Raw genomic sequence first — 18,601 nt, 5'->3', positions numbered from 1 at the left:
GTTGCAATGCAATAGATTGCCGCGACATGCCGGGGTGTGCAGCAGCCCCTGATCGGGGTAGGCTCTCAGCCTTCAACGCGCCGCAGTTGCGCGGATTCACGCCAGTCAGCACGGGCCAGATGCCCTCGCCCTCCTCCCCTGCCGCCCCACCCCGGAACCCGGCGGCATTCCAACCGGCGCGAGCCATCCTGCGGCCAGTGCTGATTGCGGCCAGCCCCCTTGCATCGCCGCCCCCTGATAGCAAAACACAACAATGACCGATCTCACAGCCACGCCCAACCAGGCCGCCGCGCCTTCGCCCGAAGAGGTGCGCAAGCGCGTCTTCGCCATCGTTGCCGCCTCTTCAGGCAACCTCGTCGAATGGTTTGACTTCTACGTCTACGCCTTCTGCGCCATCTACTTCGCGCCCTCGTTCTTCCCCAAGGCCGACCCCACCGCGCAACTGTTGAACACCGCGGGCGTGTTCGCGGCCGGCTTCCTGATGCGGCCGATCGGCGGCTGGCTGTTCGGCACCATTGCCGACCGCCACGGCCGCAAGAACTCCATGGTGATCTCGGTGCTGATGATGTGCTTCGGCTCGCTGCTGATCGCGAGCCTGCCGACCTATGGCAGCATCGGCAACTGGGCGCCGGCGCTGCTGCTGCTGGCACGCCTGATACAGGGCCTTTCGGTGGGCGGCGAGTACGGCACCACCGCCACCTACATGAGCGAAGTGGCACTGCGCGGGCGGCGCGGCTTCTTTTCGTCGTTCCAGTACGTCACGCTGATCGGCGGCCAGTTGCTGGCCGTGCTGGTCGTGGTGATCCTGCAGCAGCTGCTCGATGAAGCGGAACTCAAGGCCTGGGGCTGGCGCATTCCGTTCGTGGTCGGCGCCATCACGGCGGTGGTGGCACTGTTCCTGCGCCGCACGCTGCAAGAGACCTCGTCCGCGGCCACGCGCGGCAGCAAGGAGGCGGGCAGCGTGGCGGAGATCTTCCGCAACCACAAGGCCGCCTTCTTCACCGTGCTCGGCTATACCGCCGGCGGTTCGCTGATTTTCTACACCTTCACCACGTACATGCAGAAGTACCTGGTCAACACCGCCGGCATGTCGATCAAGACCGCCAGCTACGTGATGACCGGATGCCTGTTCCTGTACATGTGCATGCAGCCGGTGTTCGGCGCCCTGTCCGACCGCATCGGCCGGCGCAACAACATGCTGCTGTTCGGCGCGCTGGGTGCGCTCGCCACGGTGCCGATCCTGACCGCGCTGCGCACGGTATCGAGCCCCGAACTGGCGTTCGTGCTGATCTGCGTGGCGCTGGCCATCGTCAGCTTCTATACGTCGATCAGCGGCATCGTGAAGGCGGAGATGTTCCCCACTGAAGTACGGGCGCTGGGCGTTGGCCTGGCCTATGCGATCGCCAACGCGGCCTTCGGCGGCTCGGCCGAGTATGTCGCGCTGGGCCTCAAGTCGATCGGCCACGAAACCGCGTTCTACTGGTATGTCACCGCGATGATGGTGATCGCCTTCCTGGTCAGCCTGCGCCTGCCGCGCCAGGCCAAATACCTCCATTACGAGCACTGAGCGCAGCGCCGGCGGCGGGTGCCGCCGGCGGCGCGTGGCAATATACGGGTGCGGATGCCGCCGCCGGCGGCCCGCGCCCTGAACTGCCTGTCTCCCCCATGGATCTCAACGCCCTGCGCCTGTTCGTCGATATCGTCGATGCCGGCAACCTCAGCGCCGCCGCGCGCAAGCTCAAGATGACGCGGGCCAACGTCAGCTACCACCTCAAGGCGCTGGAGGAAGAGCTTGGCGTGCAGCTGCTGCGGCGGACCACGCGGCACGTCGAACCCACGCCCGTGGGCGCCGGGCTCTACGAGCACGGGCGCAATATCCTGGGCGAGGTCGCGGCGGCCAATGCGCTGATCAGCAATATGGGCAAGAGCCTGCAGGGCCATGTGCGCCTGTCGGTGCCGACCGGGCTCGGGCATACCATGCTGTCGCCGCTGCTGGTGCAGTTCAAGCAGCGCTATCCCGACATCCTGCTCGACGTAGTGTTCGACAACCGCGTGCACAACCTGGTGTCGGAAGACGTCGACGTGGCCTTGCGCATCATCTCCACGCCACCCGACTCGGTGGTGGCCACCGAGATCGGCGAGGTCGACTGGGTGGTCTGCGGCGCACCGGCCTACCTGGCCGCGCATCCCGCGCCGCGGGTGCTGGCCGAGCTCGATGGACACGCCGTCGTGTGCGCATCACCGGTCGGCCAGAAGCTCAAGGTGTCCGGCACGCCACCGCAAGGCGGCACCACGCGCGAGCAGGTGGTGCTGGAGCTCACGCTGAGTTCCGATAACTTCGCCTTCCTGAAAGACGCCGTGATGGCCGGGCTGGGCATTGGCCTCTTCCCGATCTACGCCATCGGCGATGAACTGGCCAACGGCACGCTCACTTCGCTGCTGGACGGCTACCGCATCAGCGTGTTCGGCAGCAAGCTCTATATGCTGACCATGCCCAACCGCTACCAGACCCTGGCCACGCGCTGCCTGCTGACCTTCCTGAAGACCGAACTCCAGGCCGTGTGGCCGCGGCTGCACGATACCCCGGCGCCACGCCACGGCTGACCTCACGGTCTATAGTAGGTACACAAGGAAAACCCTTGGTCCCGCCGGTGCCCGGGGGGTGCCGGCCTTCGCATCCAGAGGAGCAATCATGGCTCTCGCAAGTACGCTGGCGAGCTGCATGAGCAGCAAGAATTCGCAGTACGACATCGTCCACCACCCCTACACCCTCAGCAGCATGGCCACTGCAGAGGCTGCGCACATACCTGGAGACCGCCTGGCCAAGACCCTGTTGCTGGAAGACGAGAACGGCTACGTCGCTGCCGTGATCCCGTCGAGCCATCACCTGCACATGGCCGCGCTGTGCGAGCAGACCGGCCGCAAGCTGGTGCTGGCGCATGAAGACGAGATCCGCGAAGTCTTCAAGGACTGCGACCTCGGCGCGATCCCGCCCGTGGCCATGGCGTATGGCATGCAGACCTATGTCGACGACAGCCTGATGAAACACCCCGACGTCTACTTCGAAGCGGGCGACCACCAGGAACTGGTGCACATGAGCATGGACCAGTTCTCGAAACTGATGTCGGATGCCGAACAGGGGCATTTCTCGCGGCGCATGATGTAGCCGCGAACCTGGCGACCGCAACGGCCGGCCATGCGCCGGCCGTGGTCATTTTGCGCTGCAGTCGAGCGTGTAGCGGCCCACCACCGCATTGCCCTCGCGCACCGTCAGGTCCACTTCGCACTTGCCGCCCGGTACGGGCGTCACCGCCATCGACGACACCTGGCTGGGCTGGTCATGCGTCACGTGCACCGTGCCGCTCTGCGCGACGGCCGACGAACTGCCCCGCCCGCTGCTGCGCAGGCGGATGTCGTACTGCAGATCCGCCTCACGGGCCGCGCTGACGTAGGCGGCGATCGTCGTCACGCCATTGGCGGCGTGCGCTTCCAGCCAGGCCTGCAGGTTGATGTCGGCTTGCATGTCGCTCTCCGTGTCATGACGTTGCCGTTGCGCTCAGCCAGTGGCGCGTCGCGCTAGCCGTCCGCATCGTCCGGCAGCGCATGCGCGCTGTCATCCTTGAGCGCCACGCCGGACCCGCCAAGCGCGGCGGCGCCGCGTAGCAGGAATACCAGCCGCTCGGCCGCCCGCGCATAGGACAGCCCTTCGGGCCGCACATTCGAGATGCAGTTGCGCTCCGCATCCGTGCGGCCGATGCGCGGTGCATAGGTCAGGTAGATGCCCAGGCTGTCGGGCGAACTCAGCCCCGGCCTTTCGCCGATCAGCATCACGACCTGGCGCGCGCCCATCGACTCGCCCACTTCATCGCCAAGCGCCACGCGCGATTGTTCGGCGACCACGACCGGCGCCACGGTCCAGCCTTGCGGCAACCGTTCGCGCACGGCGCACAGCAGCGGCACGCCATGGCGCTGCGCGGCCAGCGCGGACAGGCCGTCGGCAATCACGAACACCACATCGGGCGCAGCACCGGGACGTGCGCCGGACAGGCGCGCGCGGCTGGCCTCGTCGAGCCTGCGGCCCAGGTCCGGCCGGCGCAGGTAGTGCGCACGGTCCGGTGCCGCGCTGTGGACGGGCACGCTGGCAAACCCCGCCTGGCCGAGTGCGGCTTCGACCGCCGCACAGTCCAGCGGCAGGTGCACCGCGTCGCGCGCCTGTGCATGGGCCAGTCCGAATTCCAGCACGGTATCGGTGGTCTGGCCGTGCCCGGCGCGGCCAAGCGCAATGCGCGCGCGCGTGAACTGGCGCAACTGCTGCCAGGGGTTGTCCTGCATGACGGGAGACGGGGGAGACGGGGGGGACGGGAGCCTGGTCATGGCGGCGGTCGTGTCGGCGGCTACAGCGAATGCGCCAGTTCAAGCAGCGGCTGACGATCCGCGGGCTCCAGCAGGCGTCCGCTGTCATCGGCGATGCCCATGCGCCGCAGCCAGGCCTCGAACTCCGGTGCGGGCCGCAGGCCGAGTACCTCGCGCAGATACAGCGCATCGTGGAACGACGTGCTCTGGTAGTTCAGCATGATGTCGTCGGCCCCCGGCACGCCCATGATGAAGTTGATGCCGGCCACGCCGAACAGCGTCAGCAGCGTATCCATGTCGTCCTGGTCGGCCTCGGCATGGTTGGTATAGCAGACGTCGCAGCCCATCGGCACGCCGAGCAGCTTGCCGCAGAAATGGTCTTCGAGCCCCGCGCGGATGATCTGCTTGCCGTCATACAGGTACTCGGGGCCGATAAAGCCCACCACCGTATTGACCAGCAGCGGCGAGAACCGCCGCGCCACGGCATAGGCGCGCGCCTCCATGGTCTGCTGGTCCACGCCATGGTGGGCGTTGGCCGACAGCGCGCTGCCCTGCCCGGTCTCGAAGTACATCACGTTGTTGCCCACGGTGCCGCGTGCCAGCGCTTGCGCGGCGTCATGCGCCTCGGCCAGCAGCGGCAAGCTGATGCCAAACGCCGCGTTGGCGCGCTCGCTGCCAGCCACCGACTGGAACACGAGGTCCACCGGCGCGCCCTGCTCCATCGCCCGCAGCGTGTGGGTGACGTGCGTGAGCACGCAGGACTGCGTGGGAATGTCGAACCGGCAGCGCAGGTCGTCGATCATGCGCAGCAGCGACACGATCGCGCCGAGGCTGTCCGAGGCCGGATTGACGCCAATGGTCGCATCGCCGCAGCCATACATGAGGCCGTCGATGATCGAGGCCGCAATGCCCTTGGGGTCGTCGGTGGGATGGTTCGGCTGCAGCCGCACCGAAAGGCGGCCGGGCAGCCCCACGGTGCTGCGAAAGCGCGTCACCACGCGGCACTTGCGCGCGACCGCGACCAGGTCCTGGTTGCGCATGAGCTTGCTCACCGCCGCGGCCATCTCCGGCGTGATGCCGGGCGCCACGCGGGCGAGCGCAGCGCCGTCGGTCTCGTGCAGCAACAGCCAGTTGCGGAAGTCGCCGACCGTGAGGGATGCGATCTCCGCGAACGCGCCGGCGTCGTGGCTGTCGACGATCAGGCGGGTCACCTCGTCGTTCTCATAGGGGACCAGCGCCTCGGACAGGAACTGCGTAAGCGGCACGTCGGCAAGCGCCATGCGCGCCGCCATGCGCTCTTCCTCGCTCGCGGCGGCAATGCCGGCAAGGCAATCGCCTGAACGGGCGGGACTGGCCTTGGCCAGCAGCGTGCGCAGGTCGGCGAAGACGTGGCGGTGCTGGCCGACCGTGTGGAGGAATGCCATGAGTGAAATGAGTTAAGGCTCCGGAGGCTCCGGGGGCTCCGGGGGCTCCGGGGCTGTGACCAGGAGATGGCATGCCGCATTCGCCATCGGAATCAGTATGGCTACTATAGTCCTTCGCGTTCCCGGGCAACTGCCGCCGTGGCGTGGCGCAGACACCATCCCGCCTCGTGTCCGGAATGACGCGATATTGCACAGCGGAGCCGCGCTAAACCTGGCATTCGGGACATACCATGCGCCTGCGTCATCCTTTTCCTATAGCGATGTCGGCGGCGCGCCGACAGCGGCTCTGCCAATCGGTTCCTAGTATCCAGATGCCACCCATGCGGGATCAATAAGGAGAAGCGCCATGGACCGCCGCCAGTTCCTCAAGTGGGGAAGTTTCATGACTGTTTCCGTGGCTGCGGGCGGGCTCGCCGCGTGCGGCGGCGGTGGCTCCGACTCGGAACTCGCCGACACCGGCAGTCCCGAGAACTTCAACTTCTTGCATGGCGTCGCCTCCGGAGACCCGAAGCCCGACAGCGTGGTGGTATGGACGCGAGTGGACGGGAGCAACGGCCAGCGGCCGGTGCAGGTCCGGCTCCAGGTGTCGCTGCAGCAGGACTTCGGCACGCTGCTGGTGAACCAGCACCTTTCCGCGCTGCCCGACTGGGACTACACCTTGCGCAACAAGGTCACAGGCCTGTCGGCGTCCACGCAGTACTACTACCGCTTCCTGCTCGGCAACCGCCCAAGCACGGTCGGCCGCACGCGCACCGCCGCGGCTGCCGGCACGCCGTTGTCGCAACTGCGCTTTGCCTTTATCTGTTGCCAGGACTGGAACGTCAATCACTGGGCCGGCATGGAAGAGCTGGTCCGGCAGGACCTGGACTTCATCGTCCACGTGGGCGACTACATCTACGAGGCCGTGCCCGGCGGCTCGCGCAACGGCAACGTGGAGGACCGGCATGGCGTACTGAAACTGCCGGACGGCACCGTACTGCCGGACGGTTCGATCTACGCGACCACCCTGGCCGACTACCGCTACCTGTACCGCAGTTATCGCAGCGATCCGCGCCTGCAGGCGCTGCACGCGGCCTTCCCGGTGATCGCCATCTGGGACGACCATGAATTCTCCGACAACGGCTGGCAGGACCGCCAGACGTACAGCGCCGACGACGACGCGACACCGCGCACCGCGCGGCGGCGCAGCGCCAACCAGGCGTGGTTCGAGTTCCTGCCAGCCGACGTCACGATCGACCTGAACAATCCGTCGTTCCAGAACATCCAGATCTACCGGTCGTTCACGTTCGGCAACCTGGCCACGCTGCTGATGACCGACGAACGCCTGTACCGCGCCGACCATATCATTCCCGAGCAGTCGACGGGCGGTGCCGTAGGCGCGCGCTCCTTCGTGCCGGCCGACAAACTGGCCGCGGCCGAAGCCGCCAAGATCGCCGCCGCCGGCAATACGCTGACGCCCGTGTCCATGCTGGGCGACACCCAGCGCGCCTGGTGGCAGGACCGCGTCGGCGGCGCGAATACCACGTGGAAGCTTTGGGGCAACGAACTGGCGATGCTGCGCATGCAGGTGGATGTCGTGAAGGCGCTTGCCGACCTGATCGCCAAGGGGCTCGCGCAGCTCAACGGCGTGCTGGCGCCGCTGGTGACGGACATGACCAACGCGCTGATCAGCGACCTGCGCGGCGCCAGGGCGGCGGGCACGCTTGCCGGGCTCACATACCCCGCACTGCGCAACGTGGTGTCGCGCGTGGGCATCAACGATGCCACCTTCGACGCCACCATCAAGCCCTTCATCGACAAGCGGCTGCCGTCGATCGAACTGCTTGACCGCATCATCATCAACGCGGACCAGTGGGACGGCTACAACGCCGAGCGCAAGAACCTGATGGCCTTCCTGAAGGCCAACAGCGTACGCAACGTCGTCACGCTGAGTGGCGACATCCATGCCTTCTTCGCCGGTCAGGTGATGGACGACTACGATGCCGCGAGCCCGGCGCCGGTGATGGTCGACCTCGTCACGGCCGGGGTGTCGAGCAACACGCTGCTGAGCCGGCTGCGCGCCAGGGTCGACAACGACCAGGCGTTCGCGGCGCTGCACGAGCTCATCTACAGCAACGCCGGCAGCACCCTGGCGAACGCCCTCAATGCCACACTGCGCACGTTCAATCCGTGGCTGCGGCACGTGGAAACCAATGCCGAAGGCTATGCCCTGGTAACGCTCACCCCCGCCAGGCTCAGTTGCGCCTTCCACGTGATGAAGCCCCTGGAAGGCACCACGGCGCCGGCACAGCCGGCCACGGCCAGCGTGCAGGTGATCGAGGTCGCGTCGGGCGCCACCGACGTCACGCTGGTCTAGCCGGAGGGTATGCAGGGGCAGCCAGGCCGTTCCTCAGCGCGACCGCGCCTGCACGGCACGTGCGATGCGGCCGCTGCGGGTGGCTTCCATGACCAGCGTGATCATCAGCAGCACCAGTGCCATGGCGAATACCACGTAACCGACGTTTCCGCCCTCGATCGCGAAGAGATCCGGCGAGTACGACGGGCTGGTGCAGATCATGTTGCCGGCCGACATGCCCGTATAGTGCATGCCGCACACAGCAAGGCCCATCACCAGGGCGGCGCCGAATTGCAGCGGCCCGGTCCTGACCGTGGTTGCCAGCCAGAGGCCGATCACCGACACCACCACGGCAATCAGGACTTTTCAACCCGAAGCTTTCAGTCCTGGCCGGCCATCTCAGCCGGCTGCCGCTCCAGGATCGCACTGCGCACGTTCTGCACGTGCGCCGCGCCGGCCGCCTCGGCCGCATCGGGGTCGCCGGCAAGCACGGCCGTGGCGATGCGGCGGTAGTCGTCCAGGCGCATGCGCGGCAGCGAAGCGAGCCGGTGCTGCGCGTGCACGATCGGCATGTGGATGGTCGGAAACAGACGCCGCAATTCGCGGTTGTCGCCCATTTCAAGCAGCGTCCGATAGAAGTGCCGCCGAGTGCTCGAAAAGGCCTCCACGTCATGGGCCTTTTCCGCCGCGACCAGTCCCTGTACCGAAGCGCGCAACGCCTGCGCCAGTCCGCGGTTGCCGCGGCCGCGCGTGGCGGCGCGCGCGAGCAGTCCGGTCATGCGCTCCGCGACATCCAGCACGTCCAGGGTTTCCTGCAGGCTCAGCCGGCGGATGATCGCGCCGCGATGGCGCGGGAGGTCGACGATGCCCTCGGCAGCCAGCCGCTGCAGCGCCTCGCGCACGGAATTGCGGCCGACGCCGAAATGCGCCACCAGGTCGGTTTCGACCAGCCGCTGGCCGGGCGCGAAACCGCCCAGCTCCAGGCCGTTCACGATCCCGAAGAACACCGTATCGGACGCACTGCGGCCCGCCAGGCCGGACGCAACGGACGTATCGCTGGACATTTCAGGGGAGGGAGAGGTCGTTCTTGGCACGGGCGCGATTCTAATGGATTGGCCGGACATCAGGGTTCGACACCGTTGACATGGGATGAAATCATCCTACAATCCGGTCCTGTTATGCAAACGGATGGAGATACCGATGGGGGAGACGTTGCCTGGCCTGGCTGGCAAGCGGGCGCTGGTCACGGGGGCATCGAGCGGGCTGGGAGCGCACTTTGCGCAACGGCTGGCCGCGCACGGCGCCGAAGTGGTGCTGGCGGCACGGCGCACCGATGCGCTGCAAGCGGTGGCGAAGCAGGTGGAACAATTCGGGCGCGCGCACTGCGTGGCGCTCGACGTGACCAGCGCCGCTTCCCGCGCCGCACTGGTGGACACCGCGGGGCCCATCGACATCCTGGTCAACAACGCGGGGCTGGTACGTGAAGCGCCGGCCTTCACGCATACCGAGGAAGACTGGGATGCGGTGCTCGACACCAACCTCAAAGGCATGTTCTTCCTGGCGCAGGCACTTTCCCCGGGCATGCGCGAACGCGGTGGCGGCAGCATCATCAACGTGGCGTCGATCCTGGGGCTGCGGCAGGCTGGTGGCGTGGTGTCCTATGCGGTGTCCAAGGCGGGCGTCGTGCAACTGACGAAGACGCTCGCACTGGAATGGGCGCGCCATGGCATTCGCGTGAATGCCATCGCCCCCGGGTACATCGATACCGAACTCAACCGCGACTTCTGGCAGACCGACGCCGGCAAGGCGCTGATCCGCCGCATTCCGCAGCGCCGTCTCGGACAGCTCGAGGACCTGGACGGGCCGCTGCTGCTGCTCGCGTCCGATGCCTCGCGCTACATGACGGGCGCCGTACTGGCCGTCGACGGCGGCCACCTGGTCAACACACTCTGAGGGAATGGCACCCATGTTTACACCCTGTCCCACCGAACGAAGCGAGCAGATCGCGGACCGCGTCGAGCGCTTCGTGCGCGATGTCGTGGCGCCTTACGAGCGGGATCCGCGCTGCACCGCGCATGGCCCCACCGCCGAACTGGTCGAGGAACTGCGCGCCAAGGCCCGCGCGGCAGGCGTCATGACGCCGCATATCCTGGCCGACGGCAGCCACCTGGACCAGCGCGAAACGGCCGCCGTGCTCAAGCGCTCGGGCCTGTCGCCGCTCGGCCCGGTCGCCGTCAATACCATGGCGCCCGACGAGGGCAATATGTTCCTGCTCGGCAAGGTGGCATCCGCCGCGCAGAAGGCGCGCTTCCTTGACCCGATCGTGCGCGGCGACGCGCGCTCGGCGTTCTTCATGACCGAACCCGCGGAGGAAGGCGGCGCAGGATCGGATCCGTCGATGCTGAGTACCACCGCGGTTCGCGACGGCGACGACTGGGTGCTCAATGGCCGCAAGAAGTTCATTACCGGCGCGGAAGGCGCAAAGGTCGGCATCATCATGGCGCGTACCGGCGACGGCGAGCGCGCGCAGGCGACGATGTTCCTGGTCGACCTGCCCCACCCCGCCATTCGCACCGAGCGCATCCTCGACACCATCGACAGCTCGATGCCGGGCGGCCATGCGCTGGTCGTGATCGACAACCTGCGCGTGCCGGCCAGCCAGGTGCTCGGCGAAGTCGACGAAGGCTTCCGCTATGCGCAGGTACGGTTGTCGCCGGCGCGGCTGTCGCATTGCATGCGCTGGTTCGGTACGGTCACGCGCGCGGACGAGATCGCACGGGCCTACGCCACCACGCGCAAGGCGTTCGGCAAGCTGCTGATCGACCACGAGGGCGTCGGCTTCATGCTCGCGGAGAACCTGATCGACCTGCAGCAGGCGGCGCTGATGATCGACTGGTGCGCGGGCGTGCTCGACACGGGATCGGCGGGCACCAGCGAAAGTTCGATGGCCAAGGTGGCCGTGTCGGAAGCGCTGTTCCGCGTCGCCGACCGCTGCGTGCAGATCCTGGGCGGCAACGGCGTGGCGCGCGACACGATCGTCGAGCAGGCCTTCCGTGAACTGCGCGCGTTCCGCATCTATGACGGCCCCACCGAAGTCCACAAGTGGTCGCTCGCGAAGAAGATCAAGCGCGACACGCTCGGGGCGAAGCAGCATGGCTGACCGGATCCCCGCTTAAGCGCCAGGACATGACGCCGCGCCCGTCCCCCTTCCAGCGCGCGCTCGCAGTACTGCGCGCGGTCTCCGACCCTTGCAAGGGAAGAAAGCTGCACGTCATCCGGGTCGGGCCGCGATCCACGCGGAACTGAAACCTTCCCGGCCTGCCCTATGTAGACCCGGACCCTTCGGCTGCATCCGCCATATCCGGCTGACCGGGCCCGTCGGAAAGTGGACAATCCGCATTGTCGGACGGCTGCGATGCCGGTATTCGACCCTTCAGGAGACACAGATGACCAGCAAGAACACGATCTGCCTTTGGTATGACGGTGATGCGCTCGACGCCGCGAACTTCTACGCCAAGACATTTCCAGACAGTGCGGTCCAGGCTGTGCACCGTGCCCCGGGCGACTATCCCGACGGCAAGGAGGGCGATGTGCTGACCGTCGAGTTCACCGTCGCCGGCATTCCCTGCCTGGGGCTGAACGGCGGCCCGCATTTCAAGCACTCCGAGGCGTTCTCGTTCCAGATCGCCACCGACGACCAGGCCGAAACCGATCGCTTGTGGAACGCGATCGTCGGCAACGGTGGCCAGGAGAGTGCCTGTGGCTGGTGCAAGGACCGGTGGGGACTGTCGTGGCAGATCACCCCGCGCGCGCTCACCGCGGCCTACACCGATCCCGATCGCGCCGCGGCCAAGCGCGCGTTTGAAGCGATGATGAGCATGACCAAGATCGACATCGCCGCGATCGAGGCGGCCCGCGCGGGACGCAGCCCGACGTAGCGTTGATGGCGCTGCCTGTGCGTGGCCGGGTTGCAATGACCCGGTTTCGTCCGCCGGATTTCGCCTGATAGAGGCGCGGATCGCCACCATCGACAGCGAAGCTGCTCGGCCACCGCTGCCGCAATCGCCGGTGCCGGGCAGTAGCACGCCAGACTCTTTACCGCCCTGCGCGCCGGCAGACCGCTCGACCGAGCATGCGTCGTGGACATAAATGATTTTTTCCAAGGACTGAAAATTTTCGTGGCACCGCCCTGGCCGAAGCGAGTGTCCATAGAATGACCGTGCCGCATTGCGGAGCCGGTTCGTTCCCGCCTCGCCGTGAAAGTCCGGCTCACGCCTTCCTCCTTCTGGGTTGATATGAGCCAGCTCTTGCGATATCCGGCCATCCTCTTCGTCCTGTTGCTGGTCCTGCTGGCCATGGCTACGGCTGCCGGCGCGCTGGTGCTGCGCCGCATCAGGCCCATTGCCGACGAAAGCCGCGAAGACTTCAGCATCGTCCAGGGCGCCACGCTGACACTGCTGGCCCTGCTGATCGGCTTTACCTTGTCGATGGCGGTGGGGCGCTACGACCAACGCAAGAACCTGGAAGAAGAGGAAGCCAACGCGATCGGCACCGAATACCTTCGGGCCGACCTGATGGAGCCGGAAAGCGGCGACAAGGCCAGGAAACTGCTGGCCCGCTATCTGGACCAACGCATTCGCTACTACGTGGCGCGCGGCGGACAGGACTTGCAGGAAATCGGCGCCGCCACCGCCCAGCTGCAAGACGAGATGTGGAAGGTCACGCGCGACGCCGCGCGGAAGACGCCAACCCCGATCACCGGGCTGGTGGTCGGCGGCATGAATGACGTGATCAACTCGCAAGGGTATGCGGAAGCGGCATGGCGAAACCGCATTCCGGTGGCGGCCTGGGGCTTGATGATCGCCATCGCCGTGTTCAGCAGCGTGATGCAGGGCTACGGGGCCAGGACCGCGCGGGCGCGGATCGGGCTGCTTCTGATCATGCCCCTGACGGTGGCGCTTTCGCTCGCGCTGATCGCCGATATCGACAGCCCGCGGGGCGGGCTGATCCGCGTAGCGCCGCAGAACCTGCTTGGCTTGCAGGAATCCCTGCCCCGCTAGCTGGCGGCACGCGCGGCGTCTTGCGCCAGTTCGAGCCGGTTCCCGCCCAAAACGCGACGGGCGATGGTGCCGGCCATCGAATCCGACCGCCCTGAAGAGGGGAAAAGTGGGGTCCGGAAAAATAGTTCTTCGCCGATGTCACACCCGCGGGGGCTGGCTCGTCATGTCGTCGTAACCCTTGAAAGGAGATTCAACATGACTGCCAAGCTCGACCCGTTTGCCGCCGCCCCCGCCCAGATGAAGTCCTGGATGGGCACATCGCTCGCCGTGGCGGGCAGCCTTGAGCCGAGCCTTGTCTCGCTGGTCGAAGTGCGCGCCTCGCAGATAAACGCCTGCGCGAACTGCATTAACATGCATGCCGCGGACGCCCGCGAGAGGGGCGAAACCGAGCAGCGCCTTTACCTCCTGTCCGCCTGGCGCGAGGCGCCTTGCTACACCGACCGCGAACGCGCGGCGCTCGGCTGGACAGAGGCGCTGACCCGCTTGTCCGAAGGCCATGCGCTCGACAGCGCCCGCACGGCGCTCAACGACCATTTTTCCAGGGAAGAGCAGGTGAAGCTCACGCTCATGATCAATGTCATCAACGGCTGGAACCGCCTCGCGGTCGGCTTCGGCCTGTGGGTCGATCCGGCGGCGGCGAAGGCGGCGGCCAAGGCCTTCGCCGGATGACGGACGCCAACCTCACGGATGCCGCGGCGAGCTTCGAGCCGCTGCGGCGCAAGCTGATCCGGGTCGCGTACCGGATGCTCGGTTCCGTCGCGGATGCCGAGGACATCGTGCAGGACGCCTATATCCGCTGGGTGAACGCCGAACGCGCCGAGGTGCGCGTGGCCGAGGCGTTCCTGCGCCGCATGGTCATGCGGATGTGCCTGGACCAGCTCAAGTCCGCGCGGCACCAGCGCGAGACCTACATCGGGCCGTGGCTGCCCGATCCCGTGCTCGAGGAAGACGAGCAGGAAGACGTCACGCTGCCGCTGATGCTAGCGCTCGAACGCCTGTCGCCGCTCGAGCGCGCGGCGTTCCTGCTGCACGATGTCTTCGGGCTGGAGTTCGACGAAGTCGCCAAGACCATCCAGCGCGAGCCGGCCTCGTGCCGCCAGCTCGCGGCGCGGGCGCGTACCCATATACGGGAATCGCGCCCGCGTTTCCAGGTCGAAAAGGAGCGTGGTCTCGAACTCGCCAAGGCGTTCTTCGACGCATCACGCAGCGGCGACATGAGCGCGCTCGGCGCCATGCTGGCCGCCGACGTGAGCCTGCATGCGGACGGCGGCGGCAAGCGCCCGGCAATCGGCCACCCTGTGCTTGGCTTCGACGAGGTGATGCGCGTGCATGCGCAGCTGTCGAAGCTCTTTCAGAAGCTGGGCTCGACCTTCGTGCGCGCGGTGTTTATCAATGGCCTGCCTGGCTTTGTCACGCTGGAGTCGGATGGAGAGTTGCAAACGACGGCGCTGGAGATTGAGGACGGCAAGATCGCGGCGATTTATGTGGTGCGCAATCCGGAGAAGTTGCGGCATTTGCATTAGCGGGTCATCTCCCTCGCCAACAGCTCGGCGTTGAGGCGGATCGAACGCGCCAGCTCCAGGCCAACAAAGGCTATGCCACGGCGCGCAGTGCGCTGCAGTGCAAGGCCCTCCCTAACTGGCCGGATGGCAAGAAGTCCCTTGCAAGGGGCCGGAGTATTCCAATGCCGCGCCGCGGCACTATTTTCCGAACAGACGGAGAGCCGGGGTCACACCGTGGTAGAGTCAATCGCCATTCTTCACCGGAAGCCCTATGCCGCCCCCCGTTGAACTTCGCCCCGTCGATTCGGCAGCCCATCAACCGGACATGGAAAGCGCCGCCGATACGCGCGGCGTGACCACGCAGCTGCCGGCATTGGTTCCGGCGCAAACCGCCCTGGTGGTCATGCACTACCAGGCCGACATCATGGCGCTATTCCCGTCGGTCGCCCCCACCCTGCTCTCCAATACGCGCAGACTGTGCGACGCCGCACGGGCCAGGGGCGTCAGCGTCTATTTCGCCAAGATCCACTTCAGTCCGGGCTACCCGGAAGTCAGCCCGTTGAACCGGAACGGACAGGGGATCAAGAAGCTGGGGCTTTTCGTCGACGACCAGATCTCGCCGGAACTCGGCCGGCAGGCCACGGAGCCTCTCATCATCGCGCATCGTGCCAGCGTGTTCTTTGGCACCGACCTGCAGGTGAGGCTCTCCGCCCAGGGGATCGATACGCTGATCATGGCGGGCATTGCGTCGACCGGTGTTGTGCTGTCGTCGGTCGCGTATGCGAGTGATGCGGACTTCCGCTTGCTCACCGTCAAGGACTGCTGCTACGACCCGGACCAGGTCGTGCACGAGCATCTTTTTTCAACGGCATTCGATTCACGCACAACCGTGCTCTCGCTCGCCGATGCCTTGGGGTGGCTCGCCTAGCACGGGCCGGGACGCCGACAGTCCGGAGAATATGAACATGTCCGCAGATTCCGGTCGCAATGGTGCTGAAGGCAGCTACCGGACCCTGCAGTACTTCGGCTGGATGACCCTGTTCATCTATCTGGCTACGCCGGGCGGCGCCCTGATCGATATTCAGGCTTCTTACATACTCAAGAACCAGTTGCATGCGACGGCGACGCAGATCTCCACATTCCGCCTGCTGACGGGCATCCCCGTGTACGTGGCATTCGCCTTTGGCCTGGCGCGTGACCAATGGAACCCGCTGGGATTGCGGGATCGCGGCTTCTTCCTGATCTTCGCTCCCGCGACCGCAGCCGCGCTCGCCTGGATGGCGTTTTCAGGCTTCTCATACGCCGGCCTGCTCGCCGGCATGATGCTGGCCATGGTCTCGTCCCGGTTTGTCGCCGCGGCGTATCAGGGGCTGGTCGCCCTGGTTGGCCAGGAAAAGCTCATGTCCGGACGCCTGAGCGCCCTGTTGAATGTGATCAGCTCCGTTCCGGTTGTTGCTGGCGCGTTGGCCTCCGGCTATGTGTCCGACCATCTTGCCGCGAAGGACGCCTTCTTCCTTGTCGCGTCGCTCAATCTGTTGATTGCCGTGCTGGCACTATGGAAGCCCGCTTCGGTCTTCGGCCATCTCTATGAGAAGCCGCAGGCCAGCAGCACGGATTTCTTGGGGAATGTCAGGCGGCTGGCAAAGCATAAGGCCGTCTACCCGGCGGTTCTCATCTGCCTTCTATGGAATTTTGCGCCGGGCGCGGCCACGCCGCTGCAGTTCTACCTGAGCAATACGCTGCATGCGTCGGATGCGATTTACTCGTACTACAACGGTATCTTTGCCGCCGCCTTCGTTCCAACGTTCTTGCTGTATGGCTATCTGTGCAAGCGGGTATCGCTGGACAAGCTGCTGTGGTGGGGAACGATCATCGCGATACCACAGATGATTCCGCTGGCATTCATTCATTCGGCCGATCTCGCCCTTGTCCTGGCGGCGCCGATAGGACTGATGGGCGGTATCGCCACGGCGGCGTACTTCGATCTGGCGATCCGGTCCTGTCCGCCGGGCCTGCAAGGAACCCTGATGATGCTGGTGGATGGCGTTCTGGCGCTCTCGGCGCGCGCCGGCGATCTGTTGGGATCCTGGATCTACAACAGCGACGCTACGCACGGATTTACCTACTGCGTGATCGCAACCACGGTGGTGTACGCGCTGATCCTGCCGCTGATTCCCCTGGCGCCGAAGGCATTGATTGCCACCAGGGATGGGGAATCCAGCGCGGAGCTCGAGGCCGCAGAGATTAACGAGATCCGTAGAAGCTAGTACGCGCAGGACCAATTTGCCTGCGCGATCAAAGTCCCCGGTTGGCTGGCCAAGTGATCCGAACATTCCTGCTCACTGCGGGCAAGGATTACTCTGCACTAAATGCGGGTAAGTCCATGGCCAGCCTGGACGTCACATCGACAGGCCCGCCACACATGCCGGTTTGCGCCGGCAAGAGACGGACAGCGAGCATTTTTCCCTCGATGAACCAGCAGTAAGTGTCCTACCCCACGCGCATTGCAATGCGTACTTGGGTAGCCGACGACTTTTGACTAGCTTGGAAGCCTCGGGCCGCTTCGATGGGGAATCAACATGAAGAGGGTCATAGCGCGCGTGGCCGCGATGGTTGCCATTGGCCTTGCCGCTGTCAGCGGCGCGCGGGCCTCGGACATTGCCTGTAAGTCACCTGCCGGGGGATCTTCGGTTCACTGCGAGGACCCGGAAGGCGCCGGAACAAGATGCACGCTTGCCACCGACGGCGCCCGCCCGCGCACGCGCCAGCAGCACCACCTGATCTGCGACTCTGCCACGCTGTCGGGGCGCTACGAGCGTATCTACGCCGAGCAGCAGCGGATGCTGCGCAAAGGCACCCTTCAGGACGCTGACATTGCGGCATGGCGCGCGCGGCGTGATGCCTGCGACTCGGCACGCTGCCTGGAAAGCATGTTCGCCAAGTTCTGGCGGGACCGGGATGCAATGCGGAACACACCGGGCCGGCCGGCCTCACCGCACCCCGCTGCTACGGCTACACCAGACCCGGTCAGGCGTGAGCCGGCGCCGGCTACTGCGCCGACACAGCACGCCCAGGAAGCGCCGACGTTGACTGAGCCGCTTGTCACGCCGGTCAAGCCAGTGCCCATCGAGCCCGCTCGCCCGATTGCCGCCGCCGTCTCTGAAAGACCGGCTGACTGGGGAGCGGATGCCCGCCGCTCTGCAAAGAGCGTCGACAGTAGCCCGGGCAATCTACGTCCGGCCACGCTTGTGCTGGAGAGTCTGTTTTCCGGCCTTGCCATCCTGGGCATGGGCGCGGGATTCCTGTGGACGCGCCGTAGCGCTCGCACATACGATGGACCAAAATCCGCCATCCCGGCGGCCATGGTGATCGCCTATGGCTTGCTCTTGGTGAATGCGCTGCTGCTTCCGTTCACGCTTGGCTTAAAGTAGGTGCGTACTGGGCGGCGCGTGCGTGCTCCGCATTGCGTTATGTCTAACTGGCGCTACGACTCCAGAATCTCCAGACCGTTCTCAGCACACCATTGCCTCAGCGCTCTTTCGACAGAGTCGGCTTCAAACGAATGCCAGAGTTCGAGAATGCCTTTGCGCGCCAGCATATCTTTGAAGCAAGCGTAAGCGCGTGGCAGTCGGAAGAATGCTTCAACCTGTTCATAACACTCAGGCAACTCTTGTGCGACAAATTGGAGGGCGAGATTTCTTCCAAGATCGAGCTCGTTTTTATGCGGTATCGGAAGGTAGCGGTCCGAAGTTTCAAGGTCGTCAGGAATCTCGTCGTCGAAGTCGTCGTCGAAATCAGAAGTCCAATAGACTTGACCGGTATCGAGTGAGACATACGCGTTGTGATCCATTGGCGCAGCAGAACTAACGAAGTCCAAAGCCATGGAAAGATCGTCGAATTTGACTGCGACCATGCCTGTTACTCCCA

At 65.6% G+C, this 18,601-nt stretch carries 19 protein-coding genes; 13 read left to right on the top strand and 6 right to left on the bottom strand.

Features of this window, described 5'->3' with window-relative positions; genetic code table 11:
• The first annotated feature begins 253 nt into the window (after positions 1 to 253).
• The 3 genes from AC3FNH_RS26245 to AC3FNH_RS26235 all read left to right on the top strand — a co-directional run bounded on the left by AC3FNH_RS26245 (position 254) and on the right by AC3FNH_RS26235 (position 3,166).
• Positions 254 to 1,567: an MFS family transporter gene (locus AC3FNH_RS26245; protein ID WP_488722142.1), complete on the top strand. Its 1,314-nt coding sequence runs from the start codon at positions 254 to 256 to the stop codon at positions 1,565 to 1,567.
• A 98-nt stretch (positions 1,568 to 1,665) separates the two neighbouring features.
• Positions 1,666 to 2,604, top strand: a complete 939-nt coding sequence (locus AC3FNH_RS26240; RefSeq protein WP_488722141.1) for a LysR family transcriptional regulator — start codon at positions 1,666 to 1,668, stop codon at positions 2,602 to 2,604.
• Positions 2,605 to 2,692: 88 nt separating this feature from the next.
• Complete coding sequence (locus AC3FNH_RS26235; RefSeq protein WP_276102743.1) at positions 2,693 to 3,166, top strand: aminoacyl-tRNA deacylase; 474 nt, start codon at positions 2,693 to 2,695, stop codon at positions 3,164 to 3,166.
• Positions 3,167 to 3,211: 45 nt separating this feature from the next.
• Here AC3FNH_RS26235 and csgH read toward each other — a convergent pair whose 3' ends face one another.
• The 3 genes from csgH to AC3FNH_RS26220 all read right to left on the bottom strand — a co-directional run bounded on the left by csgH (position 3,212) and on the right by AC3FNH_RS26220 (position 5,777).
• Positions 3,212 to 3,523: a curli-like amyloid fiber formation chaperone CsgH gene (csgH, locus tag AC3FNH_RS26230; protein WP_488722140.1), complete on the bottom strand. Its 312-nt coding sequence runs from the start codon at positions 3,521 to 3,523 to the stop codon at positions 3,212 to 3,214.
• Between the two features lie 53 nt (positions 3,524 to 3,576).
• Entirely contained in the window at positions 3,577 to 4,332 is a 756-nt protein-coding gene (gene eutC / locus AC3FNH_RS26225) for an ethanolamine ammonia-lyase subunit EutC (protein WP_488722139.1), read from the bottom strand.
• Positions 4,333 to 4,394: 62 nt separating this feature from the next.
• The gene (locus AC3FNH_RS26220; RefSeq protein WP_488722138.1) at positions 4,395 to 5,777 is read right to left on the bottom strand and encodes an ethanolamine ammonia-lyase subunit EutB; all 1,383 of its coding nucleotides are present in this window, start codon (positions 5,775 to 5,777) and stop codon (positions 4,395 to 4,397) included.
• Positions 5,778 to 6,123: 346 nt separating this feature from the next.
• On the opposite strand from AC3FNH_RS26220, the gene AC3FNH_RS26215 reads away from it, so the two are divergent.
• The gene (locus AC3FNH_RS26215; RefSeq protein ID WP_488722137.1) at positions 6,124 to 8,133 is read left to right on the top strand and encodes an alkaline phosphatase D family protein; all 2,010 of its coding nucleotides are present in this window, start codon (positions 6,124 to 6,126) and stop codon (positions 8,131 to 8,133) included.
• A 33-nt stretch (positions 8,134 to 8,166) separates the two neighbouring features.
• On the opposite strand, the gene AC3FNH_RS26210 is transcribed toward AC3FNH_RS26215, so the two are convergent.
• Together AC3FNH_RS26210 and AC3FNH_RS26205 are read right to left on the bottom strand one after the other, a co-directional pair.
• Entirely contained in the window at positions 8,167 to 8,451 is a 285-nt protein-coding gene (locus AC3FNH_RS26210; RefSeq protein WP_488722136.1) for an MHYT domain-containing protein, read from the bottom strand.
• 41 nt (positions 8,452 to 8,492) lie between these two features.
• Positions 8,493 to 9,176 (bottom strand): GntR family transcriptional regulator, encoded by a 684-nt coding sequence (locus AC3FNH_RS26205; RefSeq protein WP_276103356.1) that lies wholly within the window; start codon positions 9,174 to 9,176, stop codon positions 8,493 to 8,495.
• 136 nt (positions 9,177 to 9,312) lie between these two features.
• On the opposite strand from AC3FNH_RS26205, the gene AC3FNH_RS26200 reads away from it, so the two are divergent.
• The 9 genes from AC3FNH_RS26200 to AC3FNH_RS26160 all read left to right on the top strand — a co-directional run bounded on the left by AC3FNH_RS26200 (position 9,313) and on the right by AC3FNH_RS26160 (position 18,105).
• The gene (locus tag AC3FNH_RS26200) at positions 9,313 to 10,065 is read left to right on the top strand and encodes an SDR family NAD(P)-dependent oxidoreductase (RefSeq protein ID WP_488722135.1); all 753 of its coding nucleotides are present in this window, start codon (positions 9,313 to 9,315) and stop codon (positions 10,063 to 10,065) included.
• A 13-nt stretch (positions 10,066 to 10,078) separates the two neighbouring features.
• A complete protein-coding gene (locus tag AC3FNH_RS26195; RefSeq protein ID WP_276102736.1) occupies positions 10,079 to 11,272 on the top strand; it encodes an acyl-CoA dehydrogenase family protein in 1,194 nt (397 codons plus the stop codon).
• 286 nt (positions 11,273 to 11,558) lie between these two features.
• A complete protein-coding gene (locus AC3FNH_RS26190; protein WP_276102735.1) occupies positions 11,559 to 12,050 on the top strand; it encodes a VOC family protein in 492 nt (163 codons plus the stop codon).
• A 357-nt stretch (positions 12,051 to 12,407) separates the two neighbouring features.
• Complete coding sequence (locus AC3FNH_RS26185; RefSeq protein WP_276102734.1) at positions 12,408 to 13,172, top strand: bestrophin-like domain; 765 nt, start codon at positions 12,408 to 12,410, stop codon at positions 13,170 to 13,172.
• 195 nt (positions 13,173 to 13,367) lie between these two features.
• Positions 13,368 to 13,841, top strand: a complete 474-nt coding sequence (locus AC3FNH_RS26180) for a carboxymuconolactone decarboxylase family protein (RefSeq protein ID WP_276102733.1) — start codon at positions 13,368 to 13,370, stop codon at positions 13,839 to 13,841.
• Positions 13,838 to 14,695 carry a sigma-70 family RNA polymerase sigma factor gene (locus tag AC3FNH_RS26175; RefSeq protein ID WP_488722134.1) on the top strand — a complete coding sequence of 286 codons (858 nt, stop codon included), beginning with the start codon at positions 13,838 to 13,840 and terminating at the stop codon, positions 14,693 to 14,695. Before AC3FNH_RS26180 ends, AC3FNH_RS26175 begins: the two co-directional genes overlap by 4 nt.
• A gap of 304 nt (positions 14,696 to 14,999) precedes the next feature.
• The gene (locus AC3FNH_RS26170; RefSeq protein WP_488722133.1) at positions 15,000 to 15,602 is read left to right on the top strand and encodes a cysteine hydrolase family protein; all 603 of its coding nucleotides are present in this window, start codon (positions 15,000 to 15,002) and stop codon (positions 15,600 to 15,602) included.
• 37 nt (positions 15,603 to 15,639) lie between these two features.
• A complete protein-coding gene (locus AC3FNH_RS26165; protein WP_488722132.1) occupies positions 15,640 to 16,941 on the top strand; it encodes an MFS transporter in 1,302 nt (433 codons plus the stop codon).
• A gap of 342 nt (positions 16,942 to 17,283) precedes the next feature.
• Complete coding sequence (locus AC3FNH_RS26160) at positions 17,284 to 18,105, top strand: GntR family transcriptional regulator (RefSeq protein ID WP_488722173.1); 822 nt, start codon at positions 17,284 to 17,286, stop codon at positions 18,103 to 18,105.
• Between the two features lie 53 nt (positions 18,106 to 18,158).
• Here AC3FNH_RS26160 and AC3FNH_RS26155 read toward each other — a convergent pair whose 3' ends face one another.
• On the bottom strand, positions 18,159 to 18,587 hold the full coding sequence (locus tag AC3FNH_RS26155; RefSeq protein ID WP_488722131.1) for a hypothetical protein: 429 nt from the start codon (positions 18,585 to 18,587) through the stop codon (positions 18,159 to 18,161).
• Positions 18,588 to 18,601 lie beyond the last annotated feature (14 nt).

It is taken from the genome of Cupriavidus sp. 22TCCZM01-5 (genome assembly GCF_057798915.1).
Note: the sequence above shows the minus strand (reverse complement) of the source record. Positions and strands in the feature narration are given on the sequence as shown.

What these genes read in the sequence shown, in the direction of transcription:
- AC3FNH_RS26245 (WP_488722142.1), top strand. Translation starts at nt 254, where the DNA reads ATGACCGATCTCACAGCCACGCCCAACCAGGCCGCCGCGCCTTCGCCC.
- AC3FNH_RS26240 (WP_488722141.1), top strand. Translation starts at nt 1,666, where the DNA reads ATGGATCTCAACGCCCTGCGCCTGTTCGTCGATATCGTCGATGCCGGC.
- AC3FNH_RS26235 (WP_276102743.1), top strand. Translation starts at nt 2,693, where the DNA reads ATGGCTCTCGCAAGTACGCTGGCGAGCTGCATGAGCAGCAAGAATTCG.
- csgH (WP_488722140.1), bottom strand. Translation starts at nt 3,523, where the DNA reads ATGCAAGCCGACATCAACCTGCAGGCCTGGCTGGAAGCGCACGCCGCC.
- eutC (WP_488722139.1), bottom strand. Translation starts at nt 4,332, where the DNA reads ATGCAGGACAACCCCTGGCAGCAGTTGCGCCAGTTCACGCGCGCGCGC.
- AC3FNH_RS26220 (WP_488722138.1), bottom strand. Translation starts at nt 5,777, where the DNA reads ATGGCATTCCTCCACACGGTCGGCCAGCACCGCCACGTCTTCGCCGAC.
- AC3FNH_RS26215 (WP_488722137.1), top strand. Translation starts at nt 6,124, where the DNA reads ATGGACCGCCGCCAGTTCCTCAAGTGGGGAAGTTTCATGACTGTTTCC.
- AC3FNH_RS26205 (WP_276103356.1), bottom strand. Translation starts at nt 9,176, where the DNA reads ATGTCCAGCGATACGTCCGTTGCGTCCGGCCTGGCGGGCCGCAGTGCG.
- AC3FNH_RS26200 (WP_488722135.1), top strand. Translation starts at nt 9,313, where the DNA reads ATGGGGGAGACGTTGCCTGGCCTGGCTGGCAAGCGGGCGCTGGTCACG.
- AC3FNH_RS26195 (WP_276102736.1), top strand. Translation starts at nt 10,079, where the DNA reads ATGTTTACACCCTGTCCCACCGAACGAAGCGAGCAGATCGCGGACCGC.
- AC3FNH_RS26190 (WP_276102735.1), top strand. Translation starts at nt 11,559, where the DNA reads ATGACCAGCAAGAACACGATCTGCCTTTGGTATGACGGTGATGCGCTC.
- AC3FNH_RS26185 (WP_276102734.1), top strand. Translation starts at nt 12,408, where the DNA reads ATGAGCCAGCTCTTGCGATATCCGGCCATCCTCTTCGTCCTGTTGCTG.
- AC3FNH_RS26180 (WP_276102733.1), top strand. Translation starts at nt 13,368, where the DNA reads ATGACTGCCAAGCTCGACCCGTTTGCCGCCGCCCCCGCCCAGATGAAG.
- AC3FNH_RS26175 (WP_488722134.1), top strand. Translation starts at nt 13,838, where the DNA reads ATGACGGACGCCAACCTCACGGATGCCGCGGCGAGCTTCGAGCCGCTG.
- AC3FNH_RS26170 (WP_488722133.1), top strand. Translation starts at nt 15,000, where the DNA reads ATGGAAAGCGCCGCCGATACGCGCGGCGTGACCACGCAGCTGCCGGCA.
- AC3FNH_RS26165 (WP_488722132.1), top strand. Translation starts at nt 15,640, where the DNA reads ATGTCCGCAGATTCCGGTCGCAATGGTGCTGAAGGCAGCTACCGGACC.
- AC3FNH_RS26160 (WP_488722173.1), top strand. Translation starts at nt 17,284, where the DNA reads ATGGTTGCCATTGGCCTTGCCGCTGTCAGCGGCGCGCGGGCCTCGGAC.
- AC3FNH_RS26155 (WP_488722131.1), bottom strand. Translation starts at nt 18,587, where the DNA reads ATGGTCGCAGTCAAATTCGACGATCTTTCCATGGCTTTGGACTTCGTT.